Origin of the sequence: Bradyrhizobium sp. HKCCYLRH3059 (assembly GCF_051168035.1) — a bacterium.
Classification (GTDB): Bacteria; Pseudomonadota; Alphaproteobacteria; order Rhizobiales; family Xanthobacteraceae; genus Bradyrhizobium.
In genome coordinates, this window is record NZ_JBNPUF010000001.1 from 448653 (window position 1) to 466036 (window position 17384).

Annotated in this window: 11 protein-coding genes; 8 read left to right on the forward strand and 3 right to left on the reverse strand. The window is 67.2% G+C overall.

Features of this window, described 5'->3' with window-relative positions; genetic code table 11:
* Positions 1–3: 3 nt before the first annotated feature.
* Positions 4–1530, reverse strand: a complete 1527-nt coding sequence (locus ACQR13_RS02110; RefSeq protein ID WP_434862539.1) for a malonate--CoA ligase — start codon at positions 1528–1530, stop codon at positions 4–6.
* Positions 1531–1716: 186 nt separating this feature from the next.
* On the opposite strand from ACQR13_RS02110, the gene ACQR13_RS02115 reads away from it, so the two are divergent.
* Positions 1717–2475: an SDR family oxidoreductase gene (locus ACQR13_RS02115; protein WP_434862540.1), complete on the forward strand. Its 759-nt coding sequence runs from the start codon at positions 1717–1719 to the stop codon at positions 2473–2475.
* A 1161-nt stretch (positions 2476–3636) separates the two neighbouring features.
* On the opposite strand, the gene bamA is transcribed toward ACQR13_RS02115, so the two are convergent.
* The gene (gene bamA / locus ACQR13_RS02120) at positions 3637–6138 is read right to left on the reverse strand and encodes an outer membrane protein assembly factor BamA (protein WP_316159334.1); all 2502 of its coding nucleotides are present in this window, start codon (positions 6136–6138) and stop codon (positions 3637–3639) included.
* Here bamA and ACQR13_RS02125 point away from each other — a divergent pair.
* The 4 genes from ACQR13_RS02125 (at position 6089) to ACQR13_RS02140 (ending at position 11603) form a co-directional block, all read left to right on the forward strand.
* Positions 6089–6277 carry a hypothetical protein gene (locus ACQR13_RS02125; RefSeq protein WP_315800934.1) on the forward strand — a complete coding sequence of 63 codons (189 nt, stop codon included), beginning with the start codon at positions 6089–6091 and terminating at the stop codon, positions 6275–6277. The two genes, bamA and ACQR13_RS02125, sit on opposite strands and share 50 nt — an antisense overlap.
* A gap of 670 nt (positions 6278–6947) precedes the next feature.
* Positions 6948–8162, forward strand: a complete 1215-nt coding sequence (locus ACQR13_RS02130; RefSeq protein ID WP_316166418.1) for an aminotransferase class I/II-fold pyridoxal phosphate-dependent enzyme — start codon at positions 6948–6950, stop codon at positions 8160–8162.
* 11 nt (positions 8163–8173) lie between these two features.
* Entirely contained in the window at positions 8174–10645 is a 2472-nt protein-coding gene (locus ACQR13_RS02135) for a DNA translocase FtsK (RefSeq protein ID WP_315716777.1), read from the forward strand.
* A gap of 196 nt (positions 10646–10841) precedes the next feature.
* Complete coding sequence (locus tag ACQR13_RS02140; RefSeq protein WP_315716778.1) at positions 10842–11603, forward strand: outer membrane lipoprotein carrier protein LolA; 762 nt, start codon at positions 10842–10844, stop codon at positions 11601–11603.
* A gap of 19 nt (positions 11604–11622) precedes the next feature.
* Here ACQR13_RS02140 and ACQR13_RS02145 read toward each other — a convergent pair whose 3' ends face one another.
* Positions 11623–12693, reverse strand: coding sequence for a DUF2336 domain-containing protein (locus tag ACQR13_RS02145; RefSeq protein WP_316200450.1), 1071 nt, complete (start codon positions 12691–12693; stop codon positions 11623–11625).
* A gap of 233 nt (positions 12694–12926) precedes the next feature.
* On the opposite strand from ACQR13_RS02145, the gene ACQR13_RS02150 reads away from it, so the two are divergent.
* From ACQR13_RS02150 to ACQR13_RS02160, 3 genes are all read left to right on the forward strand, one after another.
* Positions 12927–14465: a YifB family Mg chelatase-like AAA ATPase gene (locus ACQR13_RS02150; RefSeq protein WP_434842462.1), complete on the forward strand. Its 1539-nt coding sequence runs from the start codon at positions 12927–12929 to the stop codon at positions 14463–14465.
* Between the two features lie 103 nt (positions 14466–14568).
* Complete coding sequence (locus tag ACQR13_RS02155) at positions 14569–15000, forward strand: hypothetical protein (protein WP_316200452.1); 432 nt, start codon at positions 14569–14571, stop codon at positions 14998–15000.
* A gap of 137 nt (positions 15001–15137) precedes the next feature.
* Positions 15138–17372, forward strand: a complete 2235-nt coding sequence (locus ACQR13_RS02160; RefSeq protein WP_434862541.1) for an ATP-binding protein — start codon at positions 15138–15140, stop codon at positions 17370–17372.
* The last annotated feature ends 12 nt before the right edge of the window (positions 17373–17384 follow it).

The following is a 17384-nucleotide window of genomic DNA, read 5'->3' on the forward strand; positions in this document are numbered from 1 at the left end:
CCGTCACTTCGTATAGATGTCCTTGTACTGATCACGCAGCACGTTCTTCTGCACCTTGCTCATCGCATTGCGCGGCAGCTCGTCGACCACGAACACGCGCTTGGGCATCTTGAATTTCGCCAGTCGGCCGTCGAGACCCTTGAGCACGCCGGCCTCGCTGACATCGGCCCCCGGATGGCGCACCACGACCGCCGTGACACCTTCGCCGAAATCGGGATGCGGCACACCGATGACGGCGGACTCGACCACGCCCGGCATCGCGTCGATCTCGCTCTCGATCTCCTTCGGATAGACGTTGAAGCCGCCGGAGATCACGAGGTCCTTGCCGCGGCCGACGATGTGGACGTAGCCCTGCTTGTCGATCTTGCCGAGATCGCCGGTGATGAAGAAGCCATCGTCGCGGAATTCCGACTTGGTCTTCTCCGGCATCCGCCAATAGCCCTTGAACACGTTCGGGCCCTTCACCTCGATCATGCCGATCTCGTCGCGCGCGAGCTCCTTGGCCGTCTCGGGATCGGTGACGCGCACCGAGACTCCGGGCAGCGGGAAGCCGACCGCGCCGGGTACGCGCTCGCCCTCGTAAGGATTCGACGTGTTCATGTTGGTCTCGGTCATGCCGTAGCGCTCGAGGACGGCATGGCCGGTCCGCGCGAACCATTCGCGATGGGTATCGGCGAGCAGCGGCGCCGAGCCGGAGATGAACAGCCGCATGTGGCTGGTCGTCTCCTTCGACAGCCGCGGGTTCTGCAACAGCCGCGTGTAGAACGTCGGCACACCCATCAGCACGGTGGCGCGCGCCATCAGGTTGATGATCAGGTCCGGATCGAGCTTGGGCAGGAAGATCATCGACGCCCGCGCAAACAGCGTGACGTTGCTGGCCACGAACAGACCATGGGTGTGATAGATCGGCAGCGCGTGGATCAGCACGTCGTCCTTGGTGAAGCGCCAGTAGTCGATCAGGGTCAGCGAGTTCGAGGCGAGATTGTCGTGAGACAGCATCGCGCCCTTGGAGCGACCGGTGGTGCCGGACGTATAGAGAATGGCGGCGAGATCATCGGCGCCGCGTGGCACCGTGGTGAACGCCTTGTCGGCCTTGTCGGCCGCCTCGGTCAGCGAGCCCCTGCCCGACGCATCGAGCGTTTCCACCTTGGCGCCGACCTTGGCCGCCAGCGCGCCGATGCCCTCGGCCTTGGCCGGATCGCAGACGACGACGGTCGGCTCGGCGTCGCCGATGAAATAGTCGAGCTCGTTGAGCGTATAGGCGGTGTTGAGCGGCAGATAGACGCCGCCTGCACGGACCGTGGCGAGATAGAGCACGAGGCCGGACACCGACTTCTCGGTCTGCGCCGCGACCCGGTCGCCCGGCTTGACACCGCGAGCCGCCAGCACATTCGCCATCTGCCCTGCCCGCGCGATCAGGTCGCCGTAGGTGATGCGCTGACCGTCATGGGTCTCGATCGCCAGGCGGCTGGGATCGTCGAGGCCATCGAACAGGCGGGAGAACAGATTGGCGTTGGCGGCTTGGTTCATGCAACATTCCCCTGGGAGCATGGGCAGGCCGGCAGTGCCAGCCGGCGGAACATCATGCTCGACGAAGACGAAAAGGGCCGGGACAGCGAACAAGACCGGTGACATCGCCATCACCACGGTCGCCATCTCTGATCGAGGCTGCTCTAGCAAAAACGCCCTTTCGAAGGCAACGGGAGACGCTGGGATATGGTCAAGGGAAAACGGATCGCGTGGATCACCGGCGGCGGCACCGGAATCGGCGAGGCCGGCGCACTGGCGCTCGCGGCCGACAGCTGGACGGTGATCGTCTCGGGCCGGCGCACGGCCGCGCTCCAGGCCGTGGTGGCCAAGATTGCCGCGGCGGGCGGCACGGCCGAGGCCGTCGCGCTCGACGTTGCCAAGGCCGCCGACGTGCAGGCCGCGGCTGATGCCATCCTGGCGCGGCATGGCCGCATCGATCTGCTGGTCAACTCGGCCGGCGTCAACGTGCCGAAGCGGCGCTGGGACGACCTGACGATCGAGGGCTGGAACCAGCTGGTCGAGATCAACCTCAACGGTGTGCTCTACTGCATGAAGGCGGTGCTGCCGGCGATGCGGGCGCAGCAGGACGGCACCATCATCAACGTCTCGTCCTGGGCCGGCCGTCATGTCTCGAAGATGCCGGGGCCGGCCTACACCTCGACCAAGCACGCGGTGCTGGCGCTGACGCACTCGTTCAACATGGAGGAATGCGTCAACGGCCTGCGCGCCTGCTGCCTGATGCCCGGCGAGGTCGCCACGCCGATCCTGCAGCAGCGCCCGGTGGTGCCGAGCGCCGAGGAGCAGGCGCGGATGCTGCAGCCGGAAGACCTCGGCCGCACCATCGCCTTTGTGGCGAACATGCCGCCGCGGGTGTGCGTCAACGAGATCCTGATCAGTCCGACGTGGAATCGGGGATTTATCCAGACGCCGGGCAACCGGGATTGAGCGGGGCTGGATATCGGTTGCGGCAATCGTGTCGGCGCGGGTCATGAAGATCGAGGTGATGCCCAGCTACCGGTGTCGTCCCTGCGAACGCAGGGACCCATACCGCGTGATTGTTGTAGGAGGCAGGCGGCGAGTCCCGTGCAAAACAACTGAACCCTGTGGTTATGGGTCCCTGCGTTCGCAGGGACGACGGCGGAGGTTGGCGTTGGCAGCGTTGCCTTCGAGACAGAGTTGAATACGTGTGTGTTCACCCCGCGACGCATCCGCGCCCGAGCTGTGCTGAATTTGGTCGCCCCTCAAACAGAGGGCGCAGGGAAGGCCGGGCGCTGGCCGCGCCCGTGGCCCGCCTGCGAAAGAAAATGCAGGCGGCAGGTACCACAGGTCTGGCCGAGAACGCCCGGCCTTCCCCGCGCAACGGTTTTAACGGCTGCTTCGCGTTCTCCCTGGTGCGCCGGGCTGTCTGGCCACCATCCCCACGCGAAGCAAAGCCTCGACGTGAGTTGACATCAGCATCGGGATGTCAGGACCGCGCGACTTGACCGTGCGTGCATCACCGTTCGTCCGCGCAGACTGATCCACGCTGCGGCGACACACGCCCATCGCATCCCACTGCCAACGGTTCGTGACGGTCGCGAAGCGCCCCTCATGCGGCAGCAGGGACGTGCGGAAATGTGCAGGTGATTTGCCCGACGGTGCAAGCCTTATTGCTGCGGCAAACTAACACGACGGGCAATTTGCGCATGGGAGGGATGCTGGCAGCCCCACCGTCATTGCGAGCGAAGCGAAGCAATCCAGAGTCCCGCCGGAGCTCTGGATTGCTTCGTCGCTTCGCTCCTCGCAATGACGGTGGCGAGCATCACGCTATCGACCGCCGGCATGATCCCCAGCCGCCTCATCATTCTGGTCGAGCTATTACCACGACAGCAGTCTGCTCCCTCCCCCTTGCGGGGAGGGGTTGAGGGTCCGCGGGCGTTGAATTCGGTGGCGTGCGTGACCTCGAACAACAAAGTGCGATGAACACGATCGACGGATTATTGGCTGGGGGGCTCGGACTCCGATTGAGAGCGGACTCGTGTACCCGCCCCGCTCCCCACAGGGGGAGGGGAGCGCACCGCCCGCGTGGTGAGCGCACCTCTTCTGGGAGCTCAGTCGCTGTGCGCCTCAGAACGACGTGCCGCCGCCGAACCTGAACTCCTGGACGGTGTCGTATTTGCCCTTGGACAGCGGCACCGCGTAGTCGAAGCGCAGCGGGCCGAACGGCGAGGCCCAGATCAGGCCGACGCCGACGGAGGAGCGCACCACCTTGCTGTCATCGTACAGCAGGCCGCATTTGCAGGTCGCGGTGTTGACCTCGCCGGTCGCCGCCCAGGAGGTCGGGCCCTGATAGCCCCACAGCGAACCGGCATCGGCATAGACGGCGCCCTTCAAGCCCACTTCCTTCGGCAGGAACCAGAACGGCATCTGCAGCTCGGCCGAGGCGCCCCAATATTTGGTGCCGCCGAGCGCATCGCCGGTGGCACCGAGGCTGCGATAGGTGATGTCGCGCGCCCCGATTCCGTTCGAGGCGAAGCCGCGCACCAGGCTCGGTCCCATCTGGAAGTGATCGAGCATCCGCAGATCCTTGTCGCCGATCTTGTTCAGCATGCCGCCCTGCAGATGGATGATGCCGACGATGTCGGCCACCAGCGGCGAGTAATATTTCGCATCCACCGCCGACTTGAGGTAGCTGACATTGCCGCCGACGCCGGCGAAATCCTGCTTCCAGTCGATCAGCAGACCATCGGTCGGGTTCTTGTTGTTGTCGAGCGTGTTGTAGCTGAGCGTGTAGCCGAGCGCAGAGGTCAGCGCGGCGCCGTCGCTCAGCTCCTTGCGGACCGGCAGGCTCGACTCGCCATCGCCGTAGCAGCCCCAACCATAGTAGCCCGAGCTGGTCGAATTGGTCGGATCGACGCCGCCGAGCACGCTCTTGATGTAGGCCGGGGTCGGGTTGAAGGCGAGCAGGCTGTTGGCGGCGTTGTTGTTGCAGTTCTTGTAGTAGGACGGCAGCGATATCTCCTGGCGATACAGCGAGTAGCGCAACTGGAGCGAGAGGTCTTCGCGCAACTGGAAGCCGAGCCGCGGACTGAAGCCGATCGTCGTCACACCATAGCTCGTATAGCTGTTCGCCAGCTGCTGCTTGTAGTAGACATCCAGGCCGAGCGCGATCCGGTTGTCGAGCAGATAGGGCTCGACGAAGGACAGCGAGACGCCCCTGCTGTATTGGCCGTAGCTCACGGACGCCTTGGCGTACAGACCGCGGCCGAGGAAGTTGCGCTCCGAAACCGAGACCTCACCCAGCGCGCCATCGGTGGTCGAATAGCCGCCGGAAACGGAGAGGTCGCCGGTCGACTTCTCCTCCAGATTGACCACGAGGATGACGCGGTCGCTCGACGAGCCCGGTTCGGCCGCGATCTTCACGTCCTTGAAGAAGTCGAGATTCTTCAGCCGGCGCTCGGCGCGGTCGACCAGCGCGCGGTTGTAGGCGTCGCCCTCGGACAGATCGAACTCGCGCCGGATCACGTACTCGCGGGTGCGGGTGTTGCCGCGGATGGTGATGCGCTCGATATAGGTGCGCGGGCCCTCGTCGACCTGGAACACGATCGCGACCGTATGCGCTTCCAGATTGCGGTCGCCGCGCGGACGCACGACAGCGAAGGCAAAGCCGCGACGCGAGGCCTCGATCTGCATCTCCTCGACCGACTTCTCGAGCTGCTCGACGTTGTAGAGCGCGCCGACATTGACGCGCGAATAGCCGCGCAGCGTGTTGGCGTCGAGCGCCGCGACGCTCGACTGGAACTGCACCGAGCTGACGCGGTATTGCTGGCCCTCCTCGATCTGGAACGTGACCAGGAAGCCCTTCTGGTCCGGGTCATATTCGCTGAGCGCCGCGACGACCTGAACGTCGGCATAGCCGTTCTTCAGATAGAAGCGGCGGATAAGGTCGCGATCGGCCTCGACGCGGTCGGGGTCGTAGACGTCGTTGTTGCCGAGGAAGCTGAGCCAGTTCGTTGCGTGCGTCTTGATGACGTCGCGCAGGCGCGCGGCGGAATAGGCGTTGTTGCCGACGAAGCTGATCGACTTCACGCCCGTCTTGACGCCCTCTTCGATGGTGAAGACGAGGTCGACGCGGTTGTTGGGCTGCTCGATGATCTCGGGCGTGACGCGGACGTCGTAGCGGCCGGAGCGGCGGTAGATCTCGGCGATGCGCTGCGCGTCCGACTGAACCATCGGACGGGACAGCGTGCCGCGCGGCTTCGACTGCACTTCCGCCGAGAGCTGCTCGTCCTTGACCTTCTTGTTGCCCTCGAAGGCGACGCGGCCGATCACGGGATTCTCGACCACGCGCACGATCAGCCGGCCGCCCTGCCGGTCGATCTTCACGTCGGCGAACAGGCCGGTCTGGACCAGGGCCTTGAGGCCGTCGTCGACCTGGCCGGCATCGAGCGTGCCGGCGGGACCCGGCTTGAAATAGGAGCGGATGGTGTCGGATTCGACGCGCCTGTTACCCTCGACGGTGATCGCGCTGGCGACGGCGGGTGCCGCCGCGGCCATGCGGGGCAGCGAGGAAACGGGCATGGCCAGCAGCATCAGGGCAAGCACGCCCAGCAGTCTCAGACGCATCATCGACGCTCTTTCGAAAGTCAGAGTCCTCGGCGCGCAGACGTTCGTCGGCACGCCACCGGAATCGCTGATGCCCGTCAAAGATGGTCGCGATGCGCCGATCTCGTTTCGTGAAATGTCTGATGATGCTGGATGTGACTGAGTATTTCCGGTCAGACAAGATTCTCGGGCCAACCGAGCGGCAGAGGGCATGAGCAGCTAATAAGTGCGTCGCCCGCGCTGCGACCGGAAAGCCACGGCTGAGACGGACATCTCCGTTAAGCAATCGGCCCGGCCGCGCCGCATTCGGTGGCTTCCGAAATCAAATTCTACAAATCTTCGGAAATTGGCAATACGAGGGAAAAACGAGGGTGCTAATTGATCGTCATCCGAACTAAGCCCCCAAGTAGTTCGGCCAAGGCCCGGTGCGCGTAGATTCCCATTTATATTCCGGCGCACCGGGCCGCCCGTTTTCCCTCGCGCGCGAGCCGATGGCCCGTAGGATGGGCGGAGGCGGTCGTGCCGCGGCTCCATCCGAGGTCGCGGCAGCGCCATGCCCACGGTCTGAGCGCGAATGCGCTGCGCGGCGGTGTGCCGGCCGCCGCCTTCGGCGGCCGCCTTGCCCTCCCACGGTTCCCGCCGCCCCACCCGAATCACCACAATGTCCGCCGCTGTTGCGAAATTGCCTCTGGATCGGGGCGGGAAAACCGATCAAAACGGGCGGCAGCGCCGATGGTTAATCGCGTCTTAACCTCGCCCCACCTATGGTGACCAGACAGGCACCGGTTCATGGGCGATCGGCGGCTTCCACTGGTTTGGCGCGCGTTTTACGTATGGCAATGACCGCTTCATCCCCCGCGCCCGCTGGCGCCAGCCATTCGGAGAGCGAACGCTCGCCGTTTGCGCGGCTGAACGAGCTGCTCGCCCCTTACAAGCCGGGCAAGCCGATGATCACACTCGCCGTTGGCGAGCCGCAGCATCCGGTGCCGGACTTCGTCGGGCCTGTATTGGCCCAGCACATCGCCGAGTTCGGCCGCTACCCGGCCGCCAAGGGCATCGAGCCGTTCCGCAAGGCGGCCGCCGGCTGGCTGTCGCGCCGATTCGCGCTGCCGCGCGCTGTTGATCCCGAGCACGAGATTCTGGTCCTGAACGGCAGCCGCGAGGGCCTGTTCTTCGCCGCCCATGCGGCGCTCCGCCATGTCGGCCCGCGCCGCGGACGGCCGGCGATCCTGATGCCGAACCCGTTCTATCCGGTGTATGGCGTCGGCGCCCGCACCGCCGGCTGCGACTCCATCTATCTGCCGACCACGCGCGACAACGGCTTCCTGCCCGATCTCGATGCGATCGACGAGGCGACCCTGGCGCGCACGATCGCGTTCTACCTCGCGACGCCGGCCAACCCGCAAGGCTCGGTGGCATCAGCGGACTACATGCGCAAGCTGGTCCAGCTTGCCAACGCTTACGGCTTCCTGATCTTCAGCGACGAATGCTATTCGGAGATCTACACGAAGGCGGCGCCCGGCAGCATGCTCGAGCATGCCGGACCCGACTATACCAACGTGGTCGCGTTCCAGTCGCTGTCGAAGCGCTCCAACGTGCCGGGCATGCGGATCGGCTTCGCCGCCGGCGACCGCCGATTCCTCGCGGGCTTTCACGAGCTGCGCAACGTCGCGGCGCCGCAGGTGCCGGTGCCGCTGCAGCACGTGGCCGTCGCCGCCTATGCCGACGAGGCGCATGTCGAGGAGAACCGGCGGCTGTACCGCGCCAAGTTCGATCTCGCCGACCAGATCATCGGCAACCGCTATGGCTACAAGCGTCCCGATGGCGGCTTCTGCGTCTGGCTCGACGTGGCTGATCGCGGCGGCGACGAGGACGTGACGTTGCGGCTGTATCGCGACGCCGGCGTGCGCGTGGTGCCCGGCAGCTACCTGGCGCGGCCGCAAGCCGACGGGTTCAATCCGGGCCTGGGCTACATCAGGCTGGCGCTGGTGGCGGACGCCGGATCCACCGGTGAGGCGTTGCACCGGCTGGTCGAGGTCCTGGGATAATCGCGGGGCTGATGCAGATGCCGGCGATCGAACGAGTCATCCCTCTGGTCAACCACCTGCCGACGTCGCTGCGCGACGCGCTGGTGCGGCGGCTGCGCGAGCTCGCGGGCCTCTGCCTGATCGCGCTGTGCGGCGTGGCCGCGGCGGCGCTGATGACGTGGTCGGTGCAGGACCCCAGCCTGAGCCACGCCACCTCGCGCGCCATCCGCAACATCGTCGGCTATCCCGGCGCGATCAGCGCCGATCTGCTGATGCAGATCCTTGGTCTCGGCTCGATCATGGCGATCCTGCCGCTTTCGATCCGCGGCTGGCGGATGATGACGCACCGGCCGTTCGACCGCGAGGCGCTGCGCTTCGGCGCCTGGATTCTCGGCGCCGTCATCGCCGCCGGCTTTGCCAGCTGCTGGCCGCGCTCGCACGCCTGGCCGCTGCCGACCGGTCTCGGCGGCGTGGTCGGCGACGCCCTGGTGCGCGCACCGGCCGTGGTGTTCGGTCCGCCCGGTGTGATCTATCGGCTGGTGCTCGGCGCCCTTCTTCTGGTTGCGATGATCGGCTGCCTGCTGGTGGCCGGCGGCATGGGCGCGAAGGAAGCCGATCCGAGCCTGCTCGCGGATGAGGACGACGACACGCCGCTGGCCGACCCCGAGGACGACGACGACCGCAAGGCGATCCGGCTCGGCTGGGTGTTCCACGCCATCATGAGCGCCAAGGCCCAGGTCGTCTGGTTCCTGAGCACGGCCTATCGTGCGCTGGTCTCCTCCGGCCCGCAGCCGCGCGCCGCCGCCGCAGGCCGGCAGGAGCCGAGCCTGGGTCGCGGCAAGCCGACGCTCGCGCCCGAGATGGACGAGGACGGCGGCGACCAGGACGAGGCCGACGAAGGCGAGGACGAAGAAGAGGAGGAGGAGCCCGCTCCCCGCGCCCGCAAGAAGCCCGCGGCCAAGACGCCGGCGCGCAAGGCCAACGACAAATACGACCTGCCCTCGGTCTCGATGCTGGCGGCGCCGAAATCCTCCGACCGCCAGCCGCTGTCGAAGAGCGAGCTGGAGGCCAATTCGCGCGCGCTGGAAGGTGTGCTGCAGGACTTCGGGGTGCGCGGCGAGATCGTCAAGGCGCATCCCGGCCCGGTCGTCACGCTGTACGAGCTGGAGCCGGCGCCGGGCATCAAATCGTCCCGCGTCATCGGTCTTGCCGACGACATCGCCCGCTCGATGAGCGCGCTGTCGGCGCGCGTCGCGGTCGTGCCCGGCCGCAATGCCATCGGCATCGAGCTGCCCAACGCGCACCGCGAGAAGGTGTACCTGCGCGAGCTGCTCGTCGCCAAGGAGGCGACCGAGAGCGTCGCCAAGCTGCCGCTGTGCCTCGGCAAGAACATCGGCGGCGAATCCATCATCATCGACCTCGCCCGCACCCCGCACATGCTGATCGCCGGCACCACCGGCTCGGGCAAATCGGTCGCCATCAACACCATGATCCTGAGCCTGGTCTATCGCCTCAGGCCGGACCAGTGCCGGCTGATCATGGTCGACCCCAAGATGCTCGAACTGTCGGTCTATGACGGCATTCCGCATCTCCTCACGCCTGTCGTCACCGATCCGAAGAAGGCCGTCGTCGCGTTGAAATGGGCCGTGCGCGAGATGGAGGAACGCTACAAGAAGATGGCCAAGCTCGGCGTGCGCAACATCGACGGCTACAACGCCCGTCTGGGCGAAGCGCGCGCCAAGGGCGAGGAGCTGACGCGCACCGTCCATACCGGATTCGACAAGGAGACCGGCAAGGCGATCTACGAGGAAGAGAAGCTCGACCTCGATCCCCTGCCCTACATCGTCATCATCGTCGACGAGATGGCCGACCTGATGATGGTCGCCGGCAAGGACATCGAGGGCACGGTGCAGCGCCTCGCGCAGATGGCGCGTGCCGCCGGCCTGCACGTCATCCTGGCGACGCAGCGCCCGTCGGTCGACGTCATCACCGGCACCATCAAGGCGAACTTCCCGACCCGCATCTCCTTCCAGGTCACGTCCAAGATCGACAGCCGCACCATTCTCGGCGAGATGGGCGCCGAGCAACTGCTCGGCCAGGGCGACATGCTCTACATGGCCGGCGGCGGCCGCATCAGCCGCGTGCACGGCCCGTTCTGCTCCGACGAGGAGGTCGAGAAGGTCGTCAAGCACCTGAAGGCACAGGGCTCGCCGGAATATCTCGAGGCGGTCACCGCCGAGGAGCCGAGCGAGGAGGATGGCGCCGTGTTCGATGCCACCGGCATGGGCGGCGGTGGCGGCGGCGACGACCTGTTCTCCCAGGCGGTCGCCGTGGTCAAGCGCGACCGCAAGGCCTCCACCAGCTACATTCAACGCCGGCTGCAGATCGGCTATAACAAGGCCGCTTCGCTGATGGAGCGGATGGAACAGGAAGGCATCGTCGGCCAGGCCAACCACGCCGGCAAGCGCGAGATCCTGGTGCCCGAGGAGGAAGGCGGGTTCTGACGGCCCCGATGGCCGCAGAAACGCCGCTTCAGTGCCCGATCTTCACGCGATTACGATCACGCTGCCCGGCCGAACCGGGATAGAACGCGTAAAACCTCAGGACGTCGTTTTGAAAAGCTCCTTGTTGAACAGCACGTTTTCGTATCACGCAGCTTGGCGCGGGCGCCGGATCGGCGCTTGGCTGGTCGCCTGCGCCGTGACGATATGCTCTGTCGCCGGTGCGTCCGGTCACGCCGCCGCGCAGGGCACGCCGGCTCCGAAATCAGGCCCGAAGAGCGGCTCCCAGCTCAGCGCCTCCGACCAGCAGCGGGCCGGCCAGAGCCCCTCGACCACCCAGACGGCCCCGCCAAACCCGGTCATTCCCGATCCCCGGCGCAACGTGCCGGCCAGCATCTTCACCTCGTTCGACGCCAACCAGAAGGCGCAGGCGGCCAAGGTCAGCGCCTATCTGTCGTCGCTGCAGACCCTGGTCGGGAACTTCGTCCAGGTCGGCCCGGACGGCAGCAAGACCAAGGGCGATTTCTACATCCAGAAGCCGGGCAAGGTCCGCTTCGAATACGAGCCGCCGACGCCGATCGACATCATCGCCGACGGCTCTTCCTTGGTGGTGCGCGACCGCAAGCTCGCGACCCAGGACGTCTATCCGCTGTCGCAGACGCCGCTGCGTTATCTGCTGTCCGACCGCATCGACCTGTTGAAGGACACCAACGTGATCGCGGTCGCCGCCGACGACCTTTACGTCACGATCACGATCGAGGAGAAGCAGGCCCTGATCGGCACCAGCCGGCTGATGCTGATGCTCGGCGCCAAGGACGGCCAGCTCAAGCAGTGGACCGTGACCGATCCGCAGGGCTACGACACCACGATTGCCGTCTACAATCTGGATACGACCAAGAAGCTCGATCCGGCGATGTTCAAGATCGACTTCACGGCCTATCCGAGCACGCCGCCGGGCTGACGCCGCCTCTCGCGCTCGCTCAGCGCGATTCGAGCCCGCGCACCTTCCATTGCGCTTCTGACAGTGCGAGCTTCTCGAAGCGCTTGCGCGCCTCTTCGAGGTCATCGGCCGGAAGCGCGTCGCAGCCGGGCCGGTCGCGCAGGATCATCGACGTCGTCGCCCAGCTGAGCCGCGCGGCCTTGCAGGCCAGCAGCAGGTCCGTGATGCGGTCCTCCTCCAGCAGCGATTCGATCGTCTCGATGGTGACGACGCAGAGCAGCGCCAGCGCTGCTATCACGGCAGGGAAATCGCCGGTGGCGCAGAAGCGGTTGACGGCGGAGTCGCCGAGCTTGCCGGTCCGGCTAAGGGCGGCAACCTCGGCCTTGACCTGCTGATAATCCCAGATCGCGCGCATTGCCGCGCCGGGCGAGCGGGTCGGCGTCGCCTGCAGAGTGGCGCGGGTCGCCGGCGGCGCGGCCTTGATGAAGCGGGCGCGGGCGCCCTCGCTGGCCGCGGCGACGAAGGCCCGCGACAGCTTGGCCGGCAGGTCGGTGCGCAGCGCCAGCTTCTCGGCGAGATCCTCGTCGCGCTCGGCGATCTTGAACAGGCTGCGATAGCCGTCCTCGGACAGCCGGGCGGAAAGATTCTGCGCCAGCGCCATGCGCACCGCCGGAAAGCCGCGCGCGATCAGCTGCGTCGTGAGGCCGTCGCCGATGCCCCTGCGGCTGGCGATCGCAACGAGATGCGCCGGACTGCCGGTGCGGATGAACTCGGCGAGGTCGCGCTCGGTCAGCACCGCCGCCTTGGCCAGCATCGGCCCGGCGACGCGCAATTCGGGGTGAACGGCGAGCATCCGCGCCGTCGCGTAAGGCGCGCGCTCGACGCCGGCGAGCGCCATGCTCAGCTCGGCCAGCAGCTCGGTCGCGACCTGCGGCATCAGCCGGGCGAACATCTGATCGTAGAGATCGAGCTGCTCGGCCGAGGCCGGCCGCGGACCGGCCAGGAACAGGCTGGTGGTCCGGCGCAGCATGTCGGTGGCGAGCTCGGACACCGTCCGCGCATCACCGGGGGGCGTCTTGGCGGTCGGAGCTGCCGCAGGCGCTGGAGGCATCGCACGTCCCTCGTTGGGCGCCTCCCTCGGCTGTGACGGAGGCGCGGGTCGATCTTCAATTGAGGAAGAATGCGAAGGCCGGACTAAAGGGGCGTTAAGCGCAGCGGACGGAGCTGAAACCCCACGCGGCTGTCGTTAATGGATTGCGGCAGAGCGCGGCAACAACAGTGTTCCCGTATTGTTCTTGCGAACGATGCCGGCTTCCGCTAGCCTCCTTGTCCGGGAGGGGCATCATGGTCCAGCGCGTTTCCACCGTCGCCTTCGAGGGGATCGAGGCCCGCGCGGTCGACGTGCAGGTCCAGGTCGCGCCCGGCCTGCCGGCCTTCGCCATCGTTGGCCTGCCGGACAAGGCGGTGTCGGAAGCCCGCGAGCGGGTGCGCTCGGCGCTGATCGCCTCGGGCCTCGCGTTGCCGGCGCGGCGGATCACGGTGAATCTCGCGCCGGCCGACGTGCCCAAGGAAGGCAGCCATTACGATCTGCCGATCGCGCTCGGCCTGATGGCCGCGATCGGCGCCATTCCGCCGGATGCGCTCGGCGGCTTCACGGTGCTCGGCGAGCTCGGGCTCGACGGCTCGATTGCGCCGGTCGCCGGCGTGCTGCCGGCGGCGATCGGCGCCAATGCGCGCGAGGAAGGATTGATCTGCCCGGCCGCCTGCGGCGCCGAAGCGGCCTGGGCGAGCCCGGACCTTCAGATCATCGCGGCGACGTCGCTGATCCAGATCGCCAACCATTTCAAGGGCACGCAGGTGCTGTCGCGGCCGCAGCCGAAGATCCAGGAGGCACCCGCCAGCCTGCTCGACCTGCGCGACATCAAGGGCCAGGAGAGCGGCAAGCGCGCGCTGGAGATCGCGGCCGCCGGCGGGCATCATCTGCTGATGATCGGCTCGCCCGGCGCCGGCAAGTCGATGCTGGCGGCGCGGCTGCCGTCGATCCTGCCGCCGCTGTCGCCGGCAGAGCTCTTGGAAGTTTCGATGATCGCCTCGGTCGCCGGCGAGATCGAGGGCGGCGCGCTGACGTCGCGCCGGCCGTTCCGCAGCCCGCATCATTCCGCCAGCATGGCGGCGCTGACCGGCGGCGGCCTGCGCGCCCGCCCCGGCGAGATCTCGCTGGCGCATCAGGGCGTGCTGTTCCTCGACGAGCTGCCGGAGTTCGATCCGCGCGTGCTGGATTCGCTGCGCCAGCCGCTCGAGAACGGCGAGGTCTCGATCTCGCGCGCCAACCACCGCGTCACCTACCCTGCCCGCTTCATGCTGGTCGCCGCGATGAATCCGTGCCGTTGCGGCAACGCGTTCGAGCCCGGCTATGCCTGCAAGCGCGGCCGCATCGACCGCTGCACGTCCGACTACCAGACGCGCATCTCCGGCCCGCTGATGGACCGCATCGACCTGCGCATCGAGGTCCCCGCCGTCACCGCCGCCGACCTCATCCTGCCGCCCGCCAAGGAAGGCTCGGCCGAGGTGGCCGCCCGCGTCGCCGCCGCGCGCGACCTGCAGCGCGCCCGCTATGCCAAAGCCGGCCTGCCGCACATCCGGACCAACGCCGAGGCCCCCGCCGCCGTGCTCGACGAAATCGCCAGGCTCGACGCGCCCGGCCAGAAGCTGCTGCGCGAAGCCGCCGAGACGATGCGGCTGTCGGCGCGCGGCTATCACCGCGTGCTGCGCGTGGCGCGGACGCTCGCCGATCTCGACCACACTGATGCGATCGGCCGGCTGCATCTGGCCGAGGCGCTGTCGTATCGCGCGCTGGCGGAGGACAATCGCCACGCGGCGTAAGGGCGCCCCCTCCCCCTCAACACTCTGGTAACGACTTCTCTTTACGCTCCGACAACCATAAGGCCCGCGTTCCGTCATTAGGCCTGCCGCGTCGGTGCGTATCATGTTGCGTTTCAAGGTCCTTGTCTCGGCCGTGCCGCTGATCGCGGCCGCGGTCATCGCCAGACTCGAATTGGCGCCCTCCCCGCAGCCCTGCATTGCCGTCGGTGCCGACAGCATCTCGCTCGGCTCGGCGCCGTTTACCGCCGATCTCCATGTCGACTTCACCGATGACCCGGCGCTCGCCACCGTTCGCGTGGCGCTGGCCGACAGTCCGGAGACGGCCGATTTCGTCGTGGTCGACGATGTGCTCGCCAAGGAGGATCGTGGCTGCGGCATGACTGCCGCGACCGCGGTCGTCGCGATCGCCGCCGATCCGCATCCTGGCGCGCTCCGGATCCATCTCGCCAAGGACAGTGCAGCAGATGCTCACGCCGCCGCGCTCATCGTCTCGGCCCGCGGCCACGACTCACCGCCCGCCGATCCGGTTCTGTGAGTCGGGCTAACGCCCGGTTCACCATCTCAGCACGGCTTCATCGCGCGTGCATGACCTTTCAAAGTCTCAGCAATACCGACGCCGCATGGTGCGGGCCGGCCATGACATTGGGATCGAAATCGTCGGGGGTGATCGAGATGGGACGGATTTTTCACGTCAGGCTGCGCCTGCGCCGGTTCATGCGCCGTCACCGCACCATCTTCGCCATCCTGCGCTCGCTGATGATCTTCTCCGCCGGCTTCGGCGGCGCGTACGGCTTCATCAAGGCCAGCATCTCCGAGAACTCCGGCTATAACCCGCACACGTTCGCGATCGGCGCCAGCTTCCTGTTCGCGCTCGCCTGCGTCGGCCTGGCCACGCTCAGCATGCGGCTGCGCTTCGTCGCCAGGAAGATGCACAAGATTGCGCTCCACAACGAGGTGCTGGCCGACCGGAACTGGGAGCTGCAGGAAGCCGAGCAGCGCGCCCGCAATCTGTTCGAGCAGCAGGGCGATCTCATCGTCATGCGCGAGCGCGGCGGCAGCATCATCTTCGTCAACGACGCCTATTGCCGGATGGCGGGCCTCGATCGCGACAACCTGCTCGGCAGCGCGTTCACCTTCGAGCTGATCGAGCAGGGCGACAGCGCGCTGGAGCCGAACGGCACGCGCGTCCACGACCAGCGCATCGAGAGCGCGATCGGGCCGCGCTGGATCGCGTGGCGCGAGGCGCTGGTGCGTTCCGACGCCGGCCAGCCCGCCGTGCTGCAATGTGTCGGCCGCGACGTCACCGACCGCACCGAGACCGAGCGGGCGCTGGCGGACGCGCGCGATCAGGCCAACGCCGCGAACCGCGCCAAGTCGCGGTTCCTGGCGATGGCCAGCCATGAGATCCGCACGCCGCTGAACGGCATCCTCGGCATGAGCGGACTCTTGCTCGAAACGCAGCTGACGCCGGAGCAGACGACCTACGCCAAGGCGGTCCGCACCTCGGGTGAGGCCTTGATGTCGCTGATCGACGAGCTGCTCGACTATTCCAAGATCGAAGCCGGCAAGCTGGCGCTCGAGGCGCAGCCGTTCTCGCTGGCGGCGCTGATCGAGGAGATCACCGAGCTGCTGGCGCCACGGGCGCAGGCCAAGCAACTGGAGATCGCGGCCTATCTCGACGAGCGGCTGCCGACCTGGGTGACGGGCGACGCCGCGCGGCTGCGCCAGGTGCTGCTCAACCTCGCCGGCAACGCCATCAAGTTCACCGCGACGGGCGGCGTTGCCCTGATCGCCGAGCCCGGCATCTGGCCGAACGAGATCAGCTTCCAAGTGTGCGACACCGGCATCGGCATCGCAGCCGACGCGCAGGAGCGCATCTTCCGCGAATTCGAGCAGGCCGACGACAGCGTCGCGCGCAGCTTCGGCGGCACCGGGCTTGGCCTTGCGATCTCGGACCGGATCGTCAAGCGGATGGGCGGCCGCATCGCGCTGCAGAGCGCGCTCGGCGCCGGCTCGACCTTCGAGGTGTCGGTGCCGCTGCCGCCGGCGCTGGAGCGCGGCGAGCAGAACAGCTTCCGCGGCCCCGATCTCGCAGGACGGTCGATCATGCTTGTGGCGCCGGCCGGGCTGCAGGCCGAGCTGATCGAGCGGCGCTTGCAGAACTGGGGCGCGCAGACCTGCCTGGTCGCCGAGGCCGAGGTGGCGGAGGCCCTGCTGCCCGAACGCGCCTGGCACGCCGTGCTGGTCGACGACAGCATCGGCGGCGATGAATCGCTGCGTGTGGGCGGGGTCGCGCGACATCATACGACGCGGCTGATCGTGCTGGTGACACCGGCGAGCCGCCACGAGCTGGCGCCGGGGGCGCCATTCAACGGCTACCTCGTCAAGCCGCTGCGGGCTGCCTCGCTCGCCGCGCGCGTGAACTTCGACACCGACGGCACGGTCATGGCCGACGATCCGATCCCGACCATCGCGCCGCCGATCGCGGCCCAGGCCGGCACGGGACTGTCCATCCTGGTCGCCGAGGACAACGACATCAACGCACTGCTGATGCGCTCGCTGCTGAGCAAGCTCGGCCACCACGCCGACATCGCCGTGCATGGCGAAGCCGCGCTGGACTCCTGGCTCGCGGCGCGCTCGGCCGGCGCGCCCTATGATCTGATCCTGATGGACGTGCAGATGCCGAAGCTCGACGGCATTGCCGCCGCCAGGCGCATTCGCGCCATCGAGGCCAGCGAGCCCGGCGGCCGCACCCCGATCCTGGCGCTCACGGCCAATGCTCTGGTCGAGGACCGTTACGCCTGCTTCGAGGCGGGCATGGATGGGTTCCTGGTCAAGCCGATCGATCGCGACAAGCTCGACGAGGCGCTGGCGAATCTGGCGGCGGCACGACAGGTGCCAGCGTAGGTCATTAGTTGG